A 22,095-nucleotide genomic window follows, 5' to 3' on the forward strand; every position below is an offset into this window, starting at 1 on the left:
ATTTTTGATTAGAACGCTTGCGGACTTAAGTGAACACCGTGCGTCACGGAAATCGTTCCCGTTTTCGTATCGGCTTCGACTTCAATCTTCGGCGTCCGATCACGACCGGAGACGAAATGCAGTTTACGGTTCACGACATCTTTTTGGTCGCGAATCACTTCCATCTCATCGAGGTTACAATTCAACCCACCAAAGTTTGTTTCCAGCTCACCATATACTTCAGCACCATGCGGTAACATCAAAGCGATGCTTCCCGCGAGTGACAACGCTTGAATCTTCGCGTCATGGGCTGTTTTGAGTTCACAACGGACATTGCCGTTCGCGGTTTTCAGCTCAGAACGTTCAAAAACCCCGTTCGCGATGATTTGACCATTCGCCGTCTTCGCTTTTAACATTTTGACTTCTGACTCTTCGACTTCAATCGAACCGTTCGCCGTCGAAGCTTTTAAATCCTCACTGTAAAGATCGCGGACATGGATCCGTCCGTTCGCTGTCATCAGTTGAACGCTCGTTGCGTCAAGCGACGACAACGTAATCTCACCATTCAACGTCTGTAACACGAACGCCTCGTAGTGACGACGCGGAACCTTTAAGTGGATCGTCGCCCGGACGCGTTTATCTTTCAAGCGAATCGATAGCGTGTTAGCGGAGACGGAATGTTGAAGCGACGCTTGAAGTTGTTCGAGCGCTTGCTCCTCATTGACTTGGCGAAGCGGACGCCCCGTCACCGTCAACTCACACTCCTCTAAATCACTTGGTTCGACGACGGCATTGGCATTAAATAAATCCAAATGAATCGTCTCTCCACTGAATGGGAATTGTTTGACGTAGGTGACGTTCGGACCGGACGTCTGATTTAATGAGAGATCACTCTCTTTAATCCGGTTGACGAGACCATCAAAAGCAGACATCACTTTCGACGTCAGTGAATCAACCGTGTAATGATCGACGCGGTCGTACTGTTCCGGTTCATCGACATACTTATGATTACTTGCTGTCGTCGATTGTTGCTGATCGAGTGCTTCAAGGCGTTCGAGCTTATCGAGTGCCTCATCGATCGTCAACTTTCCTTCTTTTACCTGTTCAAGTATCAACTGACGCATATCTTGTTTCATGAACATTCCCCTCCTATTTTCTGAACACGCTATGACGCAGGAAAACTTATTCACTCTTTCGTTCTACTTCCCTTACTTCCCTTTTACGAATCCTCCGTCAAAAAAGTTTCATGATTCGATTCGGGCTGCGTCCCGTTCCAAAACAGGTGCCAAGTAATGTCCTGTATACGATTCCTTGACTTGCACGATGTCTTCCGGTGTTCCTGTTGCAACAATCATACCTCCACCATCGCCACCTTCCGGACCAAGATCAATCAAGTAATCCGCCGTCTTAATGACGTCGAGGTTATGCTCGATGACGAGGACCGTATCGCCGTTGTCGACGAGGCGTTGCAAGACTTTCAACAGGCGGGCGATATCATGGACATGCAGTCCCGTCGTCGGTTCATCGAGAATGTAAATCGTTTTCCCAGTCGACCGCTTATGCAGTTCCGAAGCAAGCTTCACGCGTTGTGCTTCACCGCCCGACAGTTCCGTCGCCGGCTGTCCGAGACGCATGTACGTCAATCCGACGTCAGCAATCGTTTGCAGCTTCCGACTGATTTTCGGAATTTTTTCGAAGAACTCGAGTCCCTCTTCGACTGTCATCGCAAGAACGTCCGAAATCGTTTTACCTTTATATTTTACTTCGAGCGTCTCGCGGTTATACCGTTTCCCGTGACAGACTTCACACGGAACGTAAACGTCCGGCAAGAAATGCATCTCGATTTTAATGATCCCGTCTCCGCGACACGCTTCACACCGGCCACCTTTGATGTTGAAACTGAAGCGTCCTTTTTTATAGCCGCGTAACTTCGCTTCGTTCGTCGAAGCGAAAACATCACGAATGTCGTCAAAGACACCGGTATATGTCGCCGGGTTCGAACGTGGCGTCCGACCGATCGGGGATTGGTCGATGTCGATGACTTTATCGATTTGGTCGAGTCCTGTGATGCCTTTATGCGCTCCCGGCTTTTCTTTTGCCCGGTTCATCTCATGTGCAATCGTCTTATAGAGAATTTCATTAATCAATGTCGACTTCCCGGAACCTGATACTCCGGTCACGGCAACAAACAAGCCGAGCGGGATATCGACGTCGACATTTTTTAAGTTATTTTCTGACGCTTTTTTAATTCGTAACGCCCGTCCGTCTGGTTGTTTCCGTTCAGTCGGCACAGGAATGAACTTCTTCCCCGACAAATATTGTCCGGTCAGTGAATTCGCGTCGTTCATTAATTCTTCCGGTCGACCGGCCGCTGTGACGAAGCCGCCGTGATCACCGGCACCGGGTCCGATATCAATCAGATAATCCGCTGCCATCATCGTGTCTTCATCATGTTCGACGACGATCAACGTATTTCCGAGATCGCGCATCGTTTTCAGCGTACTGATCAATCGGTCGTTATCACGTTGGTGTAAGCCGATTGACGGTTCGTCAAGGACATAGAGGACACCTGTCAGACGGGAGCCGATTTGTGTCGCGAGACGAATCCGTTGCGCTTCCCCACCGGACAATGTGCCGGCAGCACGGGAAATCGTCAAATAATCGAGACCGACGTTTTCTAAGAACGACGACCGTTCATGAATCTCGCGGACGATCATCCGCGAAATCGTTTGATCTTTTTCCGATAGTTTCGCCGGTAACTCTTCGAACCAGATGACGGCTTGCTTGACTGACATCTTCGTCACTTCTCCGATGTGGATACCGGATACTTTGACAGCAAGCGATTCGCGTTTCAGACGATGCCCTTTACAAGTCGGACATGCTTTTTTCGCCATATATCCTTCCATCTGTTCGCGGATGTAATCCGATGACGTCTCCTTGTAGCGACGTTGCAAGTTATTCAAGACACCTTCAAAGAACAGATCCGTGTTGCGGACCATGCCAAAGTCATTTTCATAACGGAAGTGAATTTCTTCTTTCGAGCTGCCGTTTAAGATGATGTCGCGTTGTTCGTCTGACAACTGTTCGAACGGCGTATCCATGTCGATTTTAAAGTGCTCACAAACTGCTTTGAGCAGTTGCGGATAATATTGTGAGCTCGTTGGTTCCCACGCGACGATTGCCCCTTCATTGAGTGACTTGTCTGCATGCGGTACGACAAGATCGACATCGACTTCAAGTTTCGTCCCGAGTCCGTCACATGAGGCACAGGCTCCGAATGGCGAATTGAACGAGAACATCCGTGGTTCGAGTTCTCCGATTGAGAAACCACAAATGGGACACGCATGATGCTCACTGAAAAGGAGCTCATTGCCATCCATCGTATCGACGATGACACGTCCCTCCGCGAGGCGAAGTGCTGTTTCGAGTGAGTCGGCGAGCCGTGATTCGACGTCCGGTCGGACGACGACACGGTCGACGACGACTTCAATCGAGTGTTTCTTGTTTTTTTCGAGTGCGATGTCATCCGTTAAATCAATCGTATCGCCATTGACACGGACACGAACGAAGCCCTCTTTTTTCAAATCTTCAAAGACTTTGACATGCGCCCCTTTTCGTCCGGAAACGATCGGTGCCAAAATCTGCAACCGCGACCGCTCAGGTAACTCCATCACTTGGTCGACCATCTGACTGATCGTTTGACTCGAGATCTCAATCCCGTGGTTCGGACAGATCGGTTTGCCGATTCGCGCATACAGCAGACGGAGGTAATCATAAATCTCCGTCACCGTCCCGACAGTCGAGCGGGGGTTTTTACTCGTCGTTTTTTGATCGATTGAAATTGCCGGACTAAGTCCCTCAATCGCATCGACGTCCGGTTTATCCATCTGCCCTAAAAACTGGCGTGCATAAGCGGAGAGGCTTTCGACATAACGTCGTTGCCCTTCCGCATAAATCGTATCGAACGCGAGTGATGACTTCCCGGATCCCGATAAGCCCGTCAAGACGACGAGCTGATCGCGCGGGATTTCAACATCGATGTTTTGAAGGTTATTGACGCGAGCGCCTTTGATGATAATCTTGTTTTTCTTGTCTCCCAACTTAGGCACCTGCTTTCAATTCTAATATAAGATCTCGAAGCTCTGCTGCGCGCTCGAATTGCATGTCTTTCGCTGCTTGTCGCATCTCTTGATCCAACTGTTCGAGTAGCGTTTCGCGCTCCGGTTTTTTCAGTTTATTGAATTTCTCCAGTTTTTCGACCGTATCATCACTTTCAATCGTCGTACTGATGACACCGCGAACGTCTTTTTGAATCGTTTTCGGCGTAATGCCGTGTTCTTTATTGAACGCGAGCTGAATGTTGCGCCGACGTTCCGTCTCATCCATTGCCCGTTGCATCGAATCCGTAATCTTGTCTGCAAACAGGACGACGTGCCCTTCCGAGTTCCGGGCCGCCCGTCCGATCGTCTGAATCAATGATCGCTCGGACCGTAAGAAACCTTCTTTATCCGCATCGAGAATCGTCACGAGCGACACTTCCGGAATATCGAGTCCTTCACGAAGCAGATTGATCCCGACGAGGACGTCATACTTACCAAGCCGCAGATCGCGAATGATTTCAATCCGTTCGAGTGTCTTGATTTCCGAGTGCATGTAGTTGACCTTGACACCGTGCTCTTTTAAATAATCGGTCAAGTCTTCCGACATTTTTTTCGTCAATGTCGTCACGAGAACCCGTTCATTTTTCGCGACGCGGTCCCGGATGTTGTCCATCAAGTAATCGATTTGCCCCGTGATCGGATGAATCTCGATCGTCGGATCGACGAGTCCTGTCGGACGAATGATTTGTTCGACCATCTCTTTTGAGTGCTCGAGCTCATAAGGTCCCGGCGTCGCTGAAATATAAATTGCTTGACTGACCTTCTCTTCAAACTCTTCAAAACGAAGCGGCCGGTTATCTTTCGCTGACGGCAAACGGAAACCATGCTCGACGAGGACTTGTTTCCGCGCCTGGTCGCCGTTATACATCCCGCGGATTTGCGGTAACGTGACGTGCGACTCATCGGCGACGAGCAAGAAGTCTTTCGGGAAGTAATCGATGAGCGTATACGGCGTTGATCCTTCCGGCATCAGGTTTAAATGACGGGAATAGTTTTCGATTCCTGAGCAGTAACCCATTTCACGCATCATCTCGAGATCGTAGTTCGTCCGCTGCTCAAGACGTTGTGCCTCGAGTAACATCCCGTCTTCACGCATCTTCGCGAGTTGCGTCTCAAGTTCGACTTCGATGTTCGCGATTGCTTTTTGAAGACGTGTGTCCCCCGTCACGAAGTGGGACGCCGGGAAGATTGAGATATGTTCACGGTCGGCGATGATTTCACCTGTCAACGGATCCATGTCGCGAATCCGTTCGATTTCGTCACCAAAAAATTCGACACGGACACATTGTTCGTCTCGTGACGCCGGGAAAATCTCGACGACATCACCACGGACACGAAACCGCCCGCGCTGGAAGTCGATGTCATTTCGTTCATATTGAATGTCAATCAAACGACGGAGCATCTCGTTACGCCCCATCTCGTTGCCGACACGAAGCGACAACACGTGATTATTGTACTCTTCCGGGTTACCGAGACCGTAGATACACGAGACGGACGCAACGATCAAGACGTCATCACGCTCAAACAAAGCAGACGTCGCCGAGTGACGGAGTTTATCAATCTCATCGTTGATGGACGAGTCTTTTTCGATGAACGTGTCCGTCGACGGGACATACGCTTCCGGTTGATAGTAATCATAAAAGCTGACGAAGTACTCGACCGCGTTGTTCGGGAAAAATTCTTTGAACTCCGAGTACAGTTGCCCGGCCAGTGTTTTATTATGCGCCAGGACTAACGTCGGCTTTTTAATCTCTTTGATGACGTTCGAGACGGTGAACGTCTTACCGGTTCCGGTCGCTCCGAGCAACGTTTGATGCCGCTCGCCGTTCTTGACGCCGGTGACCAATTGTTTAATGGCAGCCGGCTGATCGCCGCCTGGTTCAAATGGTGACACTAACTCAAAATCCATCGCTAACTTCCCCCTCATTCCGTAAAAAATCTATCTTTATTGTATCACTTTACGAACAAACATTCGATTATGAAGTGCTCCTTCTAGGAAGTTACCCGTTTTTCCAAAAAAGAAAAAGTCCCAGTACGGATTATCTCTGAAAAAGATAAAGTTCACTCAAGAAACAACAACATCCCCTACCACTCACGTGATAGAGGATGTTCATTATTGAAGCGTTCGAATTTTCGTCCGGCGATTCCCCGGCTCACTGACGAACATGATGCCGAGTTCATGATGATCTTGTTCATAAAAAGCCCGTTGTGCAAACCGAACATCTCCATTATGATTCATCACTTCGAGACGTAAGTACGGTTTATGCTTTTGAATCGCTTCATAGAAGCTCGTCTCGGAATCAACAAAATCACCGTTGACCTTATAGATGGCTTCTCCGGGTACGAGCCCCATTTCTGATGCCGGTAATCCAGGGAACGTCCCCAGGATGACGACACCCCGTTTTCCATTGAGGAAAATCGGTGTCGCTGAACGATTCAAACGTTTGACCCGTTGGTGCAAGATGATGTGCAAGACGAGCAGGAGCGGTAGACCGAATAACCATTCTTCCCGGTTCGTCACGTACGCACCAAGTGTCAACAAGACCGCGAGTAACAATGTGATGACGCGACCCCGAATCAATGGACGCATCAACTCAGCCGGCAATTTTCCTGTGAACAGAAAACTGAAGCCGAGCGGGAAAAAGAGCACGAGCGGGACGTACTCCGGAAAAGCGAACCGCGGAAACCATTCCTCGAGACTACTGCCTGGAACAATGACGAGCAACGGAATCAACCACAGTTTGTTCGCGGACAACCCACCGATGAAACGCCCCCGCTTCGATAAGACGAGTGATGGGGACAACTGCTTTTGACCGCGCCACGCGACGAGCGCCAATTCTGCCAGCAGCGTCAAGCTCGCAAGCAACAGCAACGTCGTCGCGTCGACCTCTTTAATCCCGTCCATCCGTTCATCCGTCACGAACCACCCGATAAGTGCCAAAACGCTGAGCGGCCAAAGCGGCAAGTTAAACCGGACGACGCCAATCACCAATGTCACGGCGGCGAGCGCCGTAAAGGCGACAATGAAGACCGGGCTGACGGTCACCTGTAAACTCAAACTGATTGCAGATAAGACAATCCCGACGAGCAGACCGGGCAGTAATGTCTCAAAAATGTCGGTCCGTTGATCGCGTGATTTCGAGCGGAACAAGTTCCGTTCTCGCCTGACGCGACGAATACCGATTACAACACTGACTAGAATGGCTAACCACAGGATTGGACTAGCGATAAGACTAATCACTGTCCAACCGATTCCATCGAATAATTCCACGCCCATTCAGACCTCTTTCCGTGATTTATTCAGCAGCAACTTCAAGTGCCTTGATGCGTTGTACATCATTTTTCGAGTCTTCTAACTTTTTCAAGAGACGTGTCTCCATCTCGGAAGCCGTCACCGGGTCAATCTTACCCGTGACTTCGAGCTTGGCATCTTTTTGAAGTTGTTCGACTGCTTGTTTCATCGTGTCGCCATAATACCCATCCTGCCCTTTCGGATCGTAACCGATCGCTTCGAGCACGAGATGTGCATTCTCGACAGATTTTCCATAGTCCCCGACATTGAGCGCTTTGTCATCCGTCAATATTTTCGTGACATTGAAATACGCGGGTTGTTTGACTTCAACGGTCGGTTTAACCCCTTTTTTGTGAATCCAGTTCCCGTCTGGCGTCAGCCATTTGTTCGTTGTCAGCTTCAGGTCACTACCATCTTTTAAGTCATACGCACTTTGGACGATCCCTTTACCGAATGACTTTGTACCGACGACTTCTGCACCGGCGCCTTCTTTCAGACCGGCGGCTAAAATTTCTGACGCTGACGCGGAACCGCTATCTTCCAACACAACGATGTTATAAGGTTTCTTCGCGTCCGCCTTCCCGAATTCCTGCGTCCGGTCGCCTTTATTGTCTTCGACCTGGAAAATCGGTGTATCTTTCGGAATGAATGGCGCAATCATTTTCGAAACTGCCGTCAACAGTCCACCTGGATTTCCCCGGACGTCAATGACGAGTCCATCGATATTCTTCGCTTCGAGAGCAGCGAGTTGCTTTTCGAACTCTTCTGCAGTCGGGTCAGAGAACTGAGTTACTTGGAGTACACCAATCGTTTTTCCGTTCACTTGTTCTGTTTCGGAATAGACAGTCTCAATCGGAATCGTATCGCGTTCAATCGTGATTTTCATCGGGTCTTGTCCCCCGCGTTGAATCGTCAAGACGACTTCCGTCCCTTTTTCACCACGAATCTTTTTGACAGCTTGATCCGTCTTTTGACCTTTCGTCGACTTGCCATCGATTTCTATAATGACGTCACCCGGCTTGATTCCTGCTTTTTCAGCGGGTGCCCCTTTAATCGGAGCGACGATGACAATTGCCTCACCCTTTTGCTCCAGTGTCGCGCCAATTCCTTCAAACGATGAAGACAGATTCGTGTTGAACGACGCCGTTTCCGATTCATCCATGTAGACCGAGTAGGGATCGTCAAGCACTTCCGTCATCCCACTGAGTGCTCCTTCAAGCAATTCTTGATCCGTGACATCTTCTAGGTAATACTGTGAAATCATCTGGCGGACTTGATCAACCTTTTTCCAGTCCCCCGATTCGCCCGATGAACTGGTCGTCACCGTGTCGGTACCACCTGTTGCTAACATACCGACTGCGCCTGCCCCTAGGCCAAGTCCGAATGTACTGACTGCTATGACTGCCGTTGTAGATTTTTTCACGCTTGATTCCTCGTTTCCGGTGTAAACCTGCTATTTTTTTCAGTATAGCAAAAAAAGATAGGTTACCCTATCTTTTCAACGTGTAGACAAATTCTTATAGAGAGTGAACAGGAGATATCGAGAGACAATCCGTTCGGGCTTTCCGTCACGATATTACCTAAAAAGCGTCACGTTTCGTTGACTCCTACGGGAGAAGTGCGTTGTTAACGCACTATCAGAGACAGGCAAGACCCTGCTCGTTGTCCGCTAGGATCCAAGGAGCAACGGCTTGCGCCTCGCCCGAGGAAAGCAACGAAAAAGACGCCTGATCTCCCGATAGCACGTTGTCTACAGTCTGAAAAAATAGGTTACCCTATCTTTTCGCTAAAGAGCTATAGGTCAATCAAAAGATGTACGGGGCTGGATCGACCGCGTTCGGTTGTCCGACCGCCCACTCCCCTTGGTGAATCTCAAAGTGAAGATGAGGACCAGTCGACCAGCCTGTCGAACCTAACTTTCCGATGACCGTCCCCGGCATGACCGTTTGCCCTGCCTCCACGGCGACGGAATCAAGATGTCCGTAAACCGTCGTCCAGACTTTCCCGTCGATCAGATGGGTGATCATCACGACATTCCCGTATCCTGTCGCACTTCCGGCGCGCAGGACGATACCACCTGCCGCTGCCTGAATCGGTGTTCCTTTAGCATTAACGAGATCGATGCCCGTATGAATCTCCGACTTGCCGGTCAACGGATTGTTCCGTGGACCGAACGGGCTGGACACGTAACCGGAGACAGGTAATTGAAATGGCTTTGCATGATCCGTCGCAGATGGTACCGGCTGCATTTTCGTCGTTGGCGATGCCGTCCGGTCCGCCGCCTGCGCGTCGTCCGCTTCCGCTTGCTCACGTTTCGCTGCCTCGATACGGGCGAGACGTTCTGCTTCCGCCTTTATCTTTGCTTGTTCAGCGGCACGTGCGGCTTCTTCGAGTTCCGTCAGTTGCGTGCTAATCAATTGTTGCTGATCCGCTAAGATTTGGGCTTCTTCCGCTTTCGTGAACTGCTCCTGCTTCAATTGTTTGACCTGATCGTTCAATTGGACGACCAGTTTTCGTTTCAACTCAGATTCCGCGATGATCCGCGTCTGCAGAATCAACAGTTTCCGTTGGTCTTTTTTAAGCTGACTGAGGATGAGTTCTTGACTTGCGCGTTGCTCCGTCAATTCCGTGACATTTGCTTTATAGGCATTCAAAACACCATCATCTTGTTTAATGATTTCACTGACAGTACTAAAACGCGAGATTAAATCGCCGAAATCTTTTGAGTCGAGCAACACTTCGATGTATTTGATGTCGCCATCCCGCTGAACGGCACGAAGCCGGTTCCCAAGTAAATCTTCCTGCGCCCGTAACTCGGACAATGTTTGTTTAATCGCTTCTTCGATCGCTTGCAACTCTTCTTTTGATGCAGAAACAGCCGCTTGTTGATCTGCAATTTCACTCGCTAAATCATCCAAACGGCCGTTGACTTCATCCAAACGCTCCTCTGCGAGGCGGCGTTCTTTTTTCGTCAAGATTAACTTCTCAGATGTCTGATTCTGTGATCGTTCCGTCTCTTGCAGACGGGACTCGACCTCCTGTTGTTCCTTCAACAATTCTTCTTTAGACACGGCGTGAACGGATACACTTGAACCAACCAGGGCCAAGCTGAGCACAGCTGAACAGAATCGAACCTTCATGAGAAGCATCTCTCCTCTATATTTTGTTTTTGCGTAACTTATACTTTTAAGAAACGTCCGAGTGACGTCGTTGATCCCCATACTCCGATGAAGGCACCGAGCGCAAGTAAAATCAATGCGACTTGAACGGATAGTTCACCTGGTGGAATCAAGTTAAAGATTGATGCATTTAAAGATACGAGTTGTGGTTGAAGGGCATTGTATGTCACTTCATAACCAAAATAGACGACAGCGATTGGAATCAATGCTCCGAGTACACCCATCAAGAGTCCCTCGACGAAGAACGGTGCACGGATGAAGCCGTTTTTCGCTCCAACGAGACGCATGATTTCGATTTCCCGACGACGCGAGAAAATCGTTACTTTGATCGTATTCGAGATGAGGAACATCGCCATGAAGGTCAGACCGACAATTAAGATGATTCCACCGACGCGTACCCCTTCAAGGAAGTTGAACATCTTCTCGACGTAATCTTCGCCATACTCGACACTATCTATATTTTCCATTTTTTTGACTGTATTTGCAATAGTTTCTGTCTCATTTGGTGAAGTTGCTTTGACGATGTAGCGATCGTGAAGCGGGTTATCCTTCTCGACCGACTGGTACGCCTGCGATCCTTCTCCTAACTGTTCTTTAAAACGATTCAGTTCATCTTCTTTTGAACTGTACCGGACAGACGCGACACCCGGCATCTGTTCTAATTTTGAACCAACGGCGTCGATTTTTGCTTGATCGGCCTCGCGTTCGACGAACACTTGAATTTCGACGTCTTTTTCGACGTTGTCTGAAATTTTGTTGACGTTGAACATGACCATCGCAAAAATTCCGACGAGTAATAATGTCACGGTTACGGCACTGACAGAGGCGAATGTCATCCAGCCGTTTCGGACAAGACCTTTCGACCCTTCCCGTAAATGACGGAATCCATTAAACTTCATAGCCGTACATTCCTTTCTCTTCGTCACGGACGATTTTTCCACCGTCAATCGCCAGTACGCGATGACGCATTTTGTTAACGATGTCTCGATTGTGTGTCGCCATTACGACCGTTGTCCCACGGCGATAAATCTCTTCGAAGACCTCCATGATATCCAATGCCGTATCGGGGTCCAAGTTTCCCGTCGGCTCATCAGCGATGACGAGTGACGGACGATTGACGATTGCTCGGGCAATCGAAATCCGTTGTTGTTCCCCACCCGATAACTCATCCGGATAGTTCCGTGCTTTATGTTTGAGTTTGACGAGATCGAGGACCTCGTTTACTTTTTTACGGATTTGCGCTTTATCGTCTCCGACAACTTCGAGTGCGAATGCGACATTTTCATACACCGTCAGTGACGGGAGGAGTTTAAAGTCTTGGAAGATGACGCCGATTTGGCGACGGAGTTCTGGAATTTGACGGTTTTTTAATTTACCGACTTCGATTCCTTTAAACAAAAATGAACCGCTCGTCGGTTTCTCTTCGCGGTACATCATCTTCATGAATGTTGATTTGCCGGCTCCAGAAGGTCCAACGATATAGACGAACTCACCTTGATTGATCGTCAAATTGACCTCACGAAGTGCAGTGACTCCGTTCGGGTATATTTTACTAACTTGTTGCATCTTGATCACTTACTTCACATCCTTATTTGATTACTGGGGGTGATCAGCTAGGTCTTAAAACCTACCGATTTCCATTATAACAGGCATGAAAAAAAACCACATTACAATCAAATGTCAATTCCGGCTGATTTTCATAAAAAAAGGGATAAGAAATGACGAACACATGTCGTGTCTGTCATCTCTTATCCCATACTTTCACATAGTTATGATTATTTCTTTTCTGCTAACCAATCAGCAACAGCAACGATTTCTTCGTCCTCTTTCAGGATTCCGGCAGGCATTTGCCCTTTACCGTTCTTGATGATGTCCTGGATCTCTTCAGACGAATACTTTGAACCGACTTTTGTTAAGTTTGGTCCAACATTTCCTTCTAAATTGTTCCCGTGACATGAGGCACAGTTATTCGCGAAGATTTTTTCCGCGTCGACCGCTGATTCTGTTTTCGAAGAATCATCGTTCATTGACGAATCGTCATTCATCGACGTGTCTTCTTTCGTTGTATCCGATGAACTGGAATCATCACTGCCGCAAGCGCCGAGTACGAGTGTCGCGCCAAGTCCTGCCGCGAGTAAAAGATTTTTTAACTTCATCCGTATACCCCCCTTAAAAAATACCAATCAACGTTCTTACCTATTAGAGTATAACCGTTCTTGATGTTTTCTAAGCGTGATTTCACAAAAACTTCACGTTTTCGATGTGTTTACGGAACATTGTGATACCGTTTGTCATCCGTGAAGCCAAGCCCGAGTACTTCATGGGCCTCACTGACGACAAGGAACGCTTCCGGATCAATGTGTTTGACGATTTCTTTCAACGTCGTGATTTCACCTTGACGGACGACGACCATCAGCATCGGTTTCCGCTTCCGTGTATAGGCACCCGCTGCCTCGATTTCCGTTGCCCCGCGATCGAGTGTCTGGAAGATCTCTTTAACCAGGGCTTCCCGTTGATCAGAAATGATGTAGGCCAGCTTATCGTTCGTGATTCCGAGCTGGACGACATCAATCATCTTAATCGTGATGAACAAGGCGACGAGCGCATACAGACCAATTTCGAGCGAGAAGATAATCGCGGCACTGATGACGATTGTCCCGTCAAGCAAGGCGATGCACAAATGAATCGGTAACTTCGTAAACCGGTGTAAAATCTGGGCGATTAAATCCATCCCGCCGGTCGACGCCCGACCTTTAAAAATCAGACCGAGTCCGATTCCGACGCCGGCCCCGCCAAAAATCGCAGCGAGCATCGGATTCATCGTCGCTGCCGGGACCTCGAACCGTTCATAAATCAAGATGACGACGGGCAAAAAAATCGATCCGACGAGTGACTTGACGCCGAACCCCATCCCGAGAATCATCCAGCCGATCGCGAGCAATAGGACGTTCGCAGCGAGCTGGAACAGTCCGGGTGAAATCCCGAATAAATCATTCAAGACAATCGATAGCCCACTGACGCCTCCTGAGGCGAGTTGATTCGGTGCGAGAAACAGACTGAACGCACTGGCGACGAATAATGAACCTAATAATAAATAAACATAGTCGCGAACGACTTCCTGACGCGTTGATGTCATGGCGTTGCATTTCCCCTTACCTTAAAATCTAGAACCCGTTTTTTATTTTAGCGCAAAAAGGGAAGTGACGACTAGCCCGTCCGACCAACTCGCAGTGGTTCTCTTATACCGCACTAAAGGGTTTCGGATAACGGACCGTCCCTTTGACGCCCGTTAAGCCATTTCGGACGAGCGGCATGACGAGAAACACTTCAGCCGGGACCGGGAATGGTGCTTCAATCCTGTAATCGATCGCCCGTTCGAATCCGAACTGCGGATAATAACTGTCGTGACCGAGCACGACGATGTGCTGTTCCCCCGCTTCCCGGGCGTCCTCGATGACTTGGCGGATCAACTCTGATCCAATGCCTTTACGTTGCCAAACCGGCATGACCCCGACCGGCGCCAGGGCGAGCGACGGGACGTCCTCGATGTAAATCCGGCTCAGCAAGACGTGCCCGACGATTTCGCCCCGGTCAGCGACGGCGACCCGGCTGAAACGTGGTGCCGCCTCGTCATCTTCCCGTAAGGCGTCGACTAAATCCGCTTCAGCCGCCTGTTCGAACGCTGCTTCATGCACGCGGCGAATCGCGGCTGCATCCTTAAATTTTTCCTGACGAATGATCATCTCATGTCCTCCTTTTTGAAAAAAAACCGTCGACTTGACCGTCGACGGCAGGTGCTTCTTACATATTGAGTAAACGAAGGTAGGCATCGATGAAGCCCATGATGTCTCCATCCATTGCCCCTTGCGTATTCCCGACTTCATAGTTCGTCCGGTGATCCTTGACCATGCTGTATGGATGGAAGACGTATGAACGAATTTGGCTACCCCACGCGATATCTGATTTTTCGCCACGGATTTCATCGAGTTTCTTTTGTTTCTCCTCGATTTCACGTTGGTAGAGTTTCGCTTTCAACATCTTCATCGCCGCTTCACGGTTCTTGATCTGCGAACGCTCTTGTTGACACGAGACGACGACGCCCGTCGGCACGTGCGTGATCCGGACGGCTGAGTCGGTCGTATTGATGTGCTGTCCACCGGCACCTGACGCCCGGTACGTATCGACACGGAGGTCTTCCGTCCGAATGTCGATATCGATGTCATCGTTGAACTCCGGCATGACGTCACATGAAACGAACGACGTATGACGGCGGCCTGACGAATCAAACGGTGAAATCCGGACGAGACGGTGAATTCCTTTTTCCGCCTTCAAGTATCCATAGGCATTGTGCCCTTGAATACGGAGCGTGACCGATTTAACACCGGCTTCGTCACCTGGTTGATAATCCATCGTCTCGACTTTCCAGCCCTGTTTGTCGCAAAAACGTTGATACATCCGGAGTAACATCGAAGCCCAGTCTTGCGACTCGGTCCCACCCGCACCCGGGTGCAGCTCAAGGATTGCGTTGTTTGCGTCATATTCGCCGTTCAACAAGATTTGTAATTCAAACTCGTCGAACTTCTGTTTGATGTCTCCGAGTTCCGACTCGAGTTCTTCTTGTAACTCGACGTCCGGCTCTTCTTTAATCAATTCATACGTCAAGACGATGTTTTCGTGTCCATCGGCGAGGTGTTGGTACTTATCGACCATCGCCTTCAAACCGTTCGACTCATCGATGACTTTTTGCGCTTCTTCTTGATTGTTCCAGAAGTCCGGGAACGTCATCTCGTTTTCGAGCTCTTCGATCCGGGAAATCTTCGTTTCTAAATCAAGCGATGCCTTATATTCTCCGAGTTTCTTCTCCATCCACTCGGCGGTGTTGCGTATTTCTGCTAATTCCATTGTGTTCCACCTTCTCTTTCCGTCAAAAGAGGCAGGAATCTCCCGCCTCTTTCAGTCGATTCATCACTTATGCCTGACGGCCGTGACAGTTCTTATATTTTTTACCGGATCCGCACCAACATGGGTCGTTACGTCCGATTTGGTCGTTCGGATTTTTGCGGACAGGTGCTTTTTTGACGACCTTGTCCTCTTTGCCTGAGACGGCGACTTCATCCTTGACGACTTTTTCGCGTTTCAAGTTCGGGTCAAGATCAGCACGAAGGACGAATTGCGTCACTTCTTCCGCGATCGCCGCGTTCATCGTATCGAACATCATTGAACCTTCCGACTGGTATTCCCGCAGCGGATCGTTTTGACCGTAAGCACGAAGGTGAATCCCTTCACGCAACTGATCCATCTGATCGATGTGGTTCATCCAGTGTTGGTCGACGGCACGTAAGACGATGACTTTTTCAAATTCGTCAAACGCTTCAGCCGGTACTTCCGACCGTTTGTGTTCGTAGTGTGCGAACGTCCGCTCTTTGAGCAGTTCGATGATTTCTTCGCGTTCTTTGCCGAACAACTCTTGTTCCGTCACTTTTTCTTCGACGGCAAGTGTCTGGTTTGACCAATCCGCGAGTGCACCGATGCTCCACTCTTCCGGTACGAACTCGATTGGCGTGTACTGATGGACACCTGATTCAATCGTTTGTTCCATCATCGGACGAACGATGTCTGAGACAGACTGGGCGTCAAGAATCGCTGCCCGGTCCGCGTACATGACTTTCCGTTGATCAGCCATGACGTTATCGTAACCGAGGACTTGTTTCCGTGCGTCAAAGTTATTTCCTTCGACCCGTTTTTGAGCAGACTCGACGGCACGTGAGACCATCCGGCTTTCAATCGGTTGCGAATCGTCCATTCCGAGACGATCCATCATCGATTGCAGGGAATCGGAACCGAAACGGCGCATCAATTCATCTTCGAGTGAAAGATAGAACTGGGATGCCCCCGGGTCACCTTGACGACCGGCCCGGCCACGTAACTGGTTATCGATCCGGCGTGATTCGTGACGCTCTGTCCCGAGAATGTAGAGACCGCCTTTTTCGATGACACCTGCACCGAGCTTGATGTCGGTACCGCGTCCGGCCATGTTCGTCGCGATCGTGACCGAGTTCGCTTGTCCCGCGTTCTCGATGATTTCTGCTTCCCGTGCATGGTTTTTCGCGTTCAAGACTTCGTGGCGGATGCCGCGTTTCTTGAGAATCCCGCTGAGGAGCTCAGACGTTTCGACGGCGACCGTACCGACGAGGACCGGTTGTCCTTCGCGGTTGGCACGTTCGATTTCGTCTGCAACAGCAGCGAATTTCCCGTTCATCGTCTTGAAAATCAAATCAGGCTGATCGTTACGGATGACGGGCTTATTCGTCGGAACGGGAACGACATGCATGTTGTAGATGTTCCGGAACTCTTCTTCCTCCGTCTTCGCCGTACCGGTCATACCGGCAAGCTTCGTATACATCCGGAAGAAGTTTTGGTACGTGATCGTTGCAAGTGTCATCGATTCACGTTGAATCTCGACGCCTTCCTTCGCTTCAATTGCTTGGTGCAATCCCTCTGAGTAACGACGTCCTTCCATGACACGACCCGTGAATTGGTCGATGATCATGACCTCATCTTCCCGAATCATGTAGTCGACGTCGCGGTGCATGACGGAGTTCGCACGGAGCGCGAGACTCAAGTGATGGTTGAGGGCGACGTGCTCGAGACCAAACAGGTTGTCGATGCCAAAGTATTTTTCAGCGCGGTCGATGCCTTGCTCCGTCAAGAGCACACTTTTCGTTTTGATGTCGACCGTATAGTCTTCATCTGCCTTCATCATCTTCGCGAACGTATCTGCTTGTGAGTAGAGGGCCGTCGATTTCTCAGCAGAACCTGAAATGATCAACGGTGTCCGTGCTTCATCGACGAGGATCGAGTCGACTTCATCGACGACAGCATAAGAAAGCGGACGTTGAACACGGTCTTCTTTATACAGGACCATGTTGTCACGCAAGTAGTCGAAACCGAACTCATTGTTCGTTCCGTACGTGATATCACAGCTATAGGCTGCTTGTTTTTCTTGACGCGACATGCTTGACAGGTTCAAACCGACCGATAGACCGAGCGCCGCATAGAGCGGCTCCATGATGTCACGGTCACGTTTCGCCAAGTATTCGTTGACGGTGATGACGTGGACGCCATTGCCGGCGAGTGCGTTCAAATAGACAGGAAGCGTCGCGACAAGCGTTTTCCCTTCCCCTGTCTTCATTTCAGCAATATCACCGTTGTGAAGGACATATCCCCCAATTAATTGGACACGATAATGGCGCATGCCTAAGACACGCGTCGATACTTCACGACATACGGCGAATGCTTCCGGTAAGATATCATCTAAATCTTCTCCGCCCGCAAGACGCGTCCGGAACTCCACCACTTTACCTTCTAATTCTTGATCTGATAAAGCACCCATTTGTTCCTCGAATGCTTCGACGGCGTCTGCCACTTTTTCTGCTTTTTTCAGGACACGTTTCGTCGGTGCGAATAACTCTTTTAGAAAATTAGCCATGCCATACAGTCCCCTTACTTCGAACGATTCTTTATATGAACAGAATTCCGAGATTTTTCCTTTATTCAGTGTACCGAATACAGCGTCAAATTTCAACAAGCGGACGACGTGACGTCTCGTCCTGTTCGATCTATGTAGCATACGCATCGACTTAAGATATAGTTTTCTAACATATCAAAAAGGGACCCACTCCTAAGAGCGAGTCCCTTGTACATTCATTATTCTGGTTCAATCAAGCCGTAACGACCATCTTTTCGACGGTAAACGACGTTCGTGTTACCCGTTTCAGCGTCTGAGAAGACGAAGAACGTGTGACCGAGCATGTCCATTTGAAGAATCGCTTCTTCCGTATCCATCGGCTTGAGTGTGAAACGTTTTGTTCGAACGAGTTCGAGTTCCGCTTCATCCTCTTCGTAGACAGGTGCTTCTGCCTCCGGTCCTTCGAGCGTTTTGAAGTATTCGCCAATGCCGCCTTCTTTGGCGCGTCCTCTCCGGTTGATTTTCGTTTTATGTTTCCGGATTTGACGTTCGAGCTTATCGACGACGAGGTCGATTGCTGCGTACATGTCGCCATTTACATCCTCTGCACGAAGCAAGAGGTTTGGCATTGGAATCGTCACTTCGACTTTTTGTTTCTCATTATTGACTTTGAGATTGACATAAGCCGTCTGCGCTTCCGTAGGAGTTGTAAAATAACGAGTTAACTTTTCAAGCTTTTTCTCGACGTAATCCTTGAGAGCATCTGTGACGTCCAAGTTTTCACCGCGAATGTTGTAGATCATGTAAACTCCTCCTTAAGTAACCGGTTGAACCTATGAATTCGATAAACTTCAGTCGTTTCCTTCTGAAGATTCAAAATTCTTTTGGTTCGTATTTATTATACCACGATAAATGATGCAAGGAAATGAAAACGATGACATTCTGTTGAACATCCTCCTCAATCTTTAGCGTACTATAATTTTTTTACGTGTTGATATTAGCGTATATACCCTTACGAAACTAAATCGAAACAAAAAAACCGCCTTTAGACAATGCCTAAAGACGGTGGCGGCTGCTATTCGGATTAAAGTTTTGTAACGTTCGCAGCTTGTGGGCCACGATCGCCGTCAACGACTTCAAACTCAACTTCTTCGCCTTCTTCAAGTGACTTATAGCCGTCTGCTTGAATTGCTGAGAAGTGGACGAAAATGTCTTTTGCGTCCGATGTCTCGATGAAGCCGTAACCCTTTTCAGCATTAAACCATTTTACTTTACCTTGTTCCATTCGAATTCACGTTCCCTTCGCAAACCAGAGTTCGAGAGCAAGCTCTCTACCGCTTAGTCTATCAAAAGAAGGAATTATTGACAATTGAAAATTCTGATTATTCCATTAGTAATTTCCAAAAAAACTTAACGTCTATTTCATTGTTATACATTTCAAAAAAAACTTAATGTCTATTTCATTGTTATACATTTCAAAAAATTACATTGTCATTACATTTGTAATATTGTATTATATATTTAGTATTTACCTGTTTTATCCATTGTCCTATTGAGGAGGATGTAGTCGAATGCGACCATTCCAAAATGACGAAAAGTACAAAATCACCAGAAGAACTATTGCTATTTTGCCCTGCTACGACATGATGAAACAATCTATCATCGTTTTAGAAGACGGCTCAACGATCAAGACCCCGCTTCGTCCGTATCAACTCCTGCAGTTGTCTTGCAGGCAGTACAACAGTTCCATCGAAGAACGGATCGTCGTTGCAAAGCGAGTCGCTTCCGTCAAAGGAAAAGTTCCAGTCGTCATCGAACCGACGCTCGGTCTTGTCTTTTTCCCTACCAAATCACCAAAACGTGATGATTGCGAGTGGTACGCCTGGAGCCACATGTCCGACGTCATCGAGGAAGACGGACAAACGAAACTCCAAACTCGTAATGGCATGATCCTTCCTGTAAACGCCTCTCCTTACATCGTCCGTAACCAAATGAAAGCAACTGGCGAGCTGATGGCTCGTTACCAACAATTGAACGCGATGACACTAGAGGAACGCTTTAATTCAATTAAACATTAAAAAAAACGGGTTGGGCGATAATTTCGCTCAATCCTTTTTTGTTTATGCCGATATATAATAAGATGAAGAAATTATGAAACAGGAGGTGCCTCGATGAACATCCAGTTGCAACCAAATAGTCCGGCCGTTCCGTCGCCACCGACGACGTTGTCCGACAAAAAGACGTATAGCGGGACCGTCCTTGAAAAAACGGGTCCGCATACAGCGCTCGTCCAAGTCGGACGCGACCAAATCGAGATGACGTTCACAGGTGACGTCCCAACAGGAGACTTCCAGTTTAAGGTAAAGGGAGCGACAGCAGAAGGCTATTTGATTGAACAATTGACGGATACCCCGGACACAGCGCCGACAGGCTCCGTCAAAACCGATGCAACTGGCATCGATCCGACCTTACTCGACGAATTGCCACAAGAGTTAAAACAAGCTGTCGCCCGACTGCTTGCGACAGGACAATTGCCGCAAACGAAGGAAACCGTCGCCCGGCTCGTCGCCGCTCTTCAGGGAACGTACAAAGATCTCGTCGTCGCTCTCGTCTCACGCCCTTCCGACAGTGCCTTGCCGACGGACGTCGATGCGTTGATCAGCAGCCTGCTGACTGAAACGGATTCACTCGTCGACCTGTTACCGGAACGTCAGGCCGTCGTCGATAAACCGACACTCGGCACTGCCATCGCGCTCGACGTTGCTCGAACGACCTTGCCGACACAAGCAGACATCGAGCAAGCGAATGCACCAAGGCTTCGGCAAATCGCGAACCACCTGCCCCTAAACGAGCAAGCCGCGATTGTCGAAACGATCGAACGTGGTGCTTTGACGCAGGCACGGGAGCAACTGCGTCCGCACTTCCCCGTCACGCTCAAAGCGCCGGAACCGACGAAGCTCGAGCAGTTAACGGCATTGACCGCTGCGCGCCAGACGACGGAACCCGTCCGGTCGGCGTTAACGGTCGTCCGCGAAGTCACGCCACGGCTGGCCGAGATGACGAACGACTTCCGGAGTAATCAGCGAACGATCGTCTCGCAACTCAAACAGATTGAACCGCTCGTTGAAGGGCGTCCGGCACAGATGGCACAAGTCATCGAGAGTACGGCGAACCGGCTTCGCCAAACGTTCCAACAGACGGATGCGATGCTCCATACATCGATGCGGGACGAAAAACAATTGATTCAGTGGCTCTCAAAACTGGAGCGCGGTGCCGATCTTGCCGCGACTGGTCGCGGAACGGAAGCAAAAGCACTTCTCCAGGAAGTAAGGCTCGGATTCGAAGCGTTCCGCTTCACACCGGCGAACGTCCGGACGACGTACTTACCGGAGCTCAATCAACCGGCTCGTCCTGTCAGCGGACAAACACAGACCTCACAAGCACCGAGCCGCCCGCTGCCATATGAACCAAGCCAAAACAGCCCGCGCGTCTTACAGGAGACGGTCCAAAAAACACTCCAACTGCAGACGGCCGAGTTGAAGCTCGCGACACCAGCCGCGAACCCGGAAGCAGCGAAACTGCAAACGTTTTTGACGACACAACAACAAGTCAATAAACCGGATGCCAGTCAACAACTCCAACAATTGTTGCTCGCCCTGCCCGTCCAACTCGTCGAAGGGACAGCCGGGTTGCACGTCCATCTGCAAAATAAACGCCCGGACGAAGTGATTGACTGGGAAAACAACACACTCTATGTCCAGCTTGAGACACCGCGGCTCGGCGATATCGGCGTCCGCGTCGAAACGGTCAACCGGAAGATGCAGATTACGATTGAAAATGATGTGCCGATTCTCGAGCGACTGGCCACCCCGTTCCTCGAGCGGACGACCGAGGCGTTAGCAGCGACCGGCTTCCAAGATGTCCGGATTCGCTTCAGTCCATTTACAAAAGAACAGGCGACGCCAGAACCTGTCAAACCGGCAGAGACACCAGCTGGCTACGATTACCGGATTTAAG

General features: G+C 49.3%; 17 protein-coding genes. 2 read left to right on the forward strand and 15 right to left on the reverse strand.

All coding sequences use genetic code 11. The features are described from left to right. Positions 1 to 8 precede the first annotated feature (8 nt). The 15 genes from KNP94_RS08860 to KNP94_RS08930 all read right to left on the reverse strand — a co-directional run bounded on the left by KNP94_RS08860 (position 9) and on the right by KNP94_RS08930 (position 19,363). Positions 9 to 1,115 carry a DUF4097 family beta strand repeat-containing protein gene (locus tag KNP94_RS08860; protein WP_215115570.1) on the reverse strand — a complete coding sequence of 369 codons (1,107 nt, stop codon included), beginning with the start codon at positions 1,113 to 1,115 and terminating at the stop codon, positions 9 to 11. Positions 1,116 to 1,223: 108 nt separating this feature from the next. Continuing rightward, complete coding sequence (gene uvrA, locus KNP94_RS08865) at positions 1,224 to 4,079, reverse strand: excinuclease ABC subunit UvrA (protein ID WP_214766837.1); 2,856 nt, start codon at positions 4,077 to 4,079, stop codon at positions 1,224 to 1,226. 1 nt (position 4,080) lies between these two features. Then, positions 4,081 to 6,048, reverse strand: coding sequence for an excinuclease ABC subunit UvrB (gene uvrB, locus KNP94_RS08870; RefSeq protein WP_371816020.1), 1,968 nt, complete (start codon positions 6,046 to 6,048; stop codon positions 4,081 to 4,083). 204 nt (positions 6,049 to 6,252) lie between these two features. Further along, the gene (locus KNP94_RS08875; protein ID WP_088837757.1) at positions 6,253 to 7,416 is read right to left on the reverse strand and encodes a PDZ domain-containing protein; all 1,164 of its coding nucleotides are present in this window, start codon (positions 7,414 to 7,416) and stop codon (positions 6,253 to 6,255) included. A gap of 19 nt (positions 7,417 to 7,435) precedes the next feature. Beyond that, the gene (locus KNP94_RS08880) at positions 7,436 to 8,854 is read right to left on the reverse strand and encodes a S41 family peptidase (protein ID WP_214766833.1); all 1,419 of its coding nucleotides are present in this window, start codon (positions 8,852 to 8,854) and stop codon (positions 7,436 to 7,438) included. A 382-nt stretch (positions 8,855 to 9,236) separates the two neighbouring features. Then, complete coding sequence (locus tag KNP94_RS08885; RefSeq protein WP_215115572.1) at positions 9,237 to 10,571, reverse strand: murein hydrolase activator EnvC family protein; 1,335 nt, start codon at positions 10,569 to 10,571, stop codon at positions 9,237 to 9,239. Between the two features lie 38 nt (positions 10,572 to 10,609). Then, a complete protein-coding gene (ftsX, locus tag KNP94_RS08890) occupies positions 10,610 to 11,509 on the reverse strand; it encodes a permease-like cell division protein FtsX (protein WP_029331384.1) in 900 nt (299 codons plus the stop codon). Continuing rightward, a complete protein-coding gene (gene ftsE, locus KNP94_RS08895; protein WP_029331385.1) occupies positions 11,499 to 12,185 on the reverse strand; it encodes a cell division ATP-binding protein FtsE in 687 nt (228 codons plus the stop codon). The genes ftsX and ftsE overlap by 11 nt, the downstream gene beginning before the upstream one ends. A gap of 200 nt (positions 12,186 to 12,385) precedes the next feature. Then, entirely contained in the window at positions 12,386 to 12,766 is a 381-nt protein-coding gene (cccB, locus tag KNP94_RS08900) for a cytochrome c551 (protein WP_214892528.1), read from the reverse strand. Between the two features lie 110 nt (positions 12,767 to 12,876). Then, entirely contained in the window at positions 12,877 to 13,746 is an 870-nt protein-coding gene (locus tag KNP94_RS08905) for a YitT family protein (RefSeq protein WP_215115573.1), read from the reverse strand. 103 nt (positions 13,747 to 13,849) lie between these two features. Beyond that, complete coding sequence (locus KNP94_RS08910; protein WP_215115574.1) at positions 13,850 to 14,353, reverse strand: GNAT family N-acetyltransferase; 504 nt, start codon at positions 14,351 to 14,353, stop codon at positions 13,850 to 13,852. Positions 14,354 to 14,411: 58 nt separating this feature from the next. After that, positions 14,412 to 15,512, reverse strand: a complete 1,101-nt coding sequence (prfB, locus tag KNP94_RS08915; protein ID WP_034800913.1) for a peptide chain release factor 2 — start codon at positions 15,510 to 15,512, stop codon at positions 14,412 to 14,414. 67 nt (positions 15,513 to 15,579) lie between these two features. Then, complete coding sequence (secA, locus tag KNP94_RS08920; RefSeq protein ID WP_088837764.1) at positions 15,580 to 18,099, reverse strand: preprotein translocase subunit SecA; 2,520 nt, start codon at positions 18,097 to 18,099, stop codon at positions 15,580 to 15,582. 218 nt (positions 18,100 to 18,317) lie between these two features. Further along, complete coding sequence (gene hpf, locus KNP94_RS08925) at positions 18,318 to 18,881, reverse strand: ribosome hibernation-promoting factor, HPF/YfiA family (protein WP_026827559.1); 564 nt, start codon at positions 18,879 to 18,881, stop codon at positions 18,318 to 18,320. 281 nt (positions 18,882 to 19,162) lie between these two features. Next, entirely contained in the window at positions 19,163 to 19,363 is a 201-nt protein-coding gene (locus KNP94_RS08930; protein ID WP_088837765.1) for a cold shock domain-containing protein, read from the reverse strand. Between the two features lie 286 nt (positions 19,364 to 19,649). Between KNP94_RS08930 and KNP94_RS08935 the strand changes: the two genes are divergently transcribed. Together KNP94_RS08935 and KNP94_RS08940 are read left to right on the forward strand one after the other, a co-directional pair. Continuing rightward, on the forward strand, positions 19,650 to 20,156 hold the full coding sequence (locus KNP94_RS08935) for a competence protein ComK (protein WP_215115575.1): 507 nt from the start codon (positions 19,650 to 19,652) through the stop codon (positions 20,154 to 20,156). Between the two features lie 93 nt (positions 20,157 to 20,249). Next, positions 20,250 to 22,094 carry a hypothetical protein gene (locus KNP94_RS08940; RefSeq protein ID WP_215115576.1) on the forward strand — a complete coding sequence of 615 codons (1,845 nt, stop codon included), beginning with the start codon at positions 20,250 to 20,252 and terminating at the stop codon, positions 22,092 to 22,094. Position 22,095 lies beyond the last annotated feature (1 nt).

The organism is Exiguobacterium sp. s80, from assembly GCF_018618725.1.
Taxonomy (GTDB): domain Bacteria; phylum Bacillota; class Bacilli; order Exiguobacteriales; family Exiguobacteriaceae; genus Exiguobacterium_A; species Exiguobacterium_A oxidotolerans.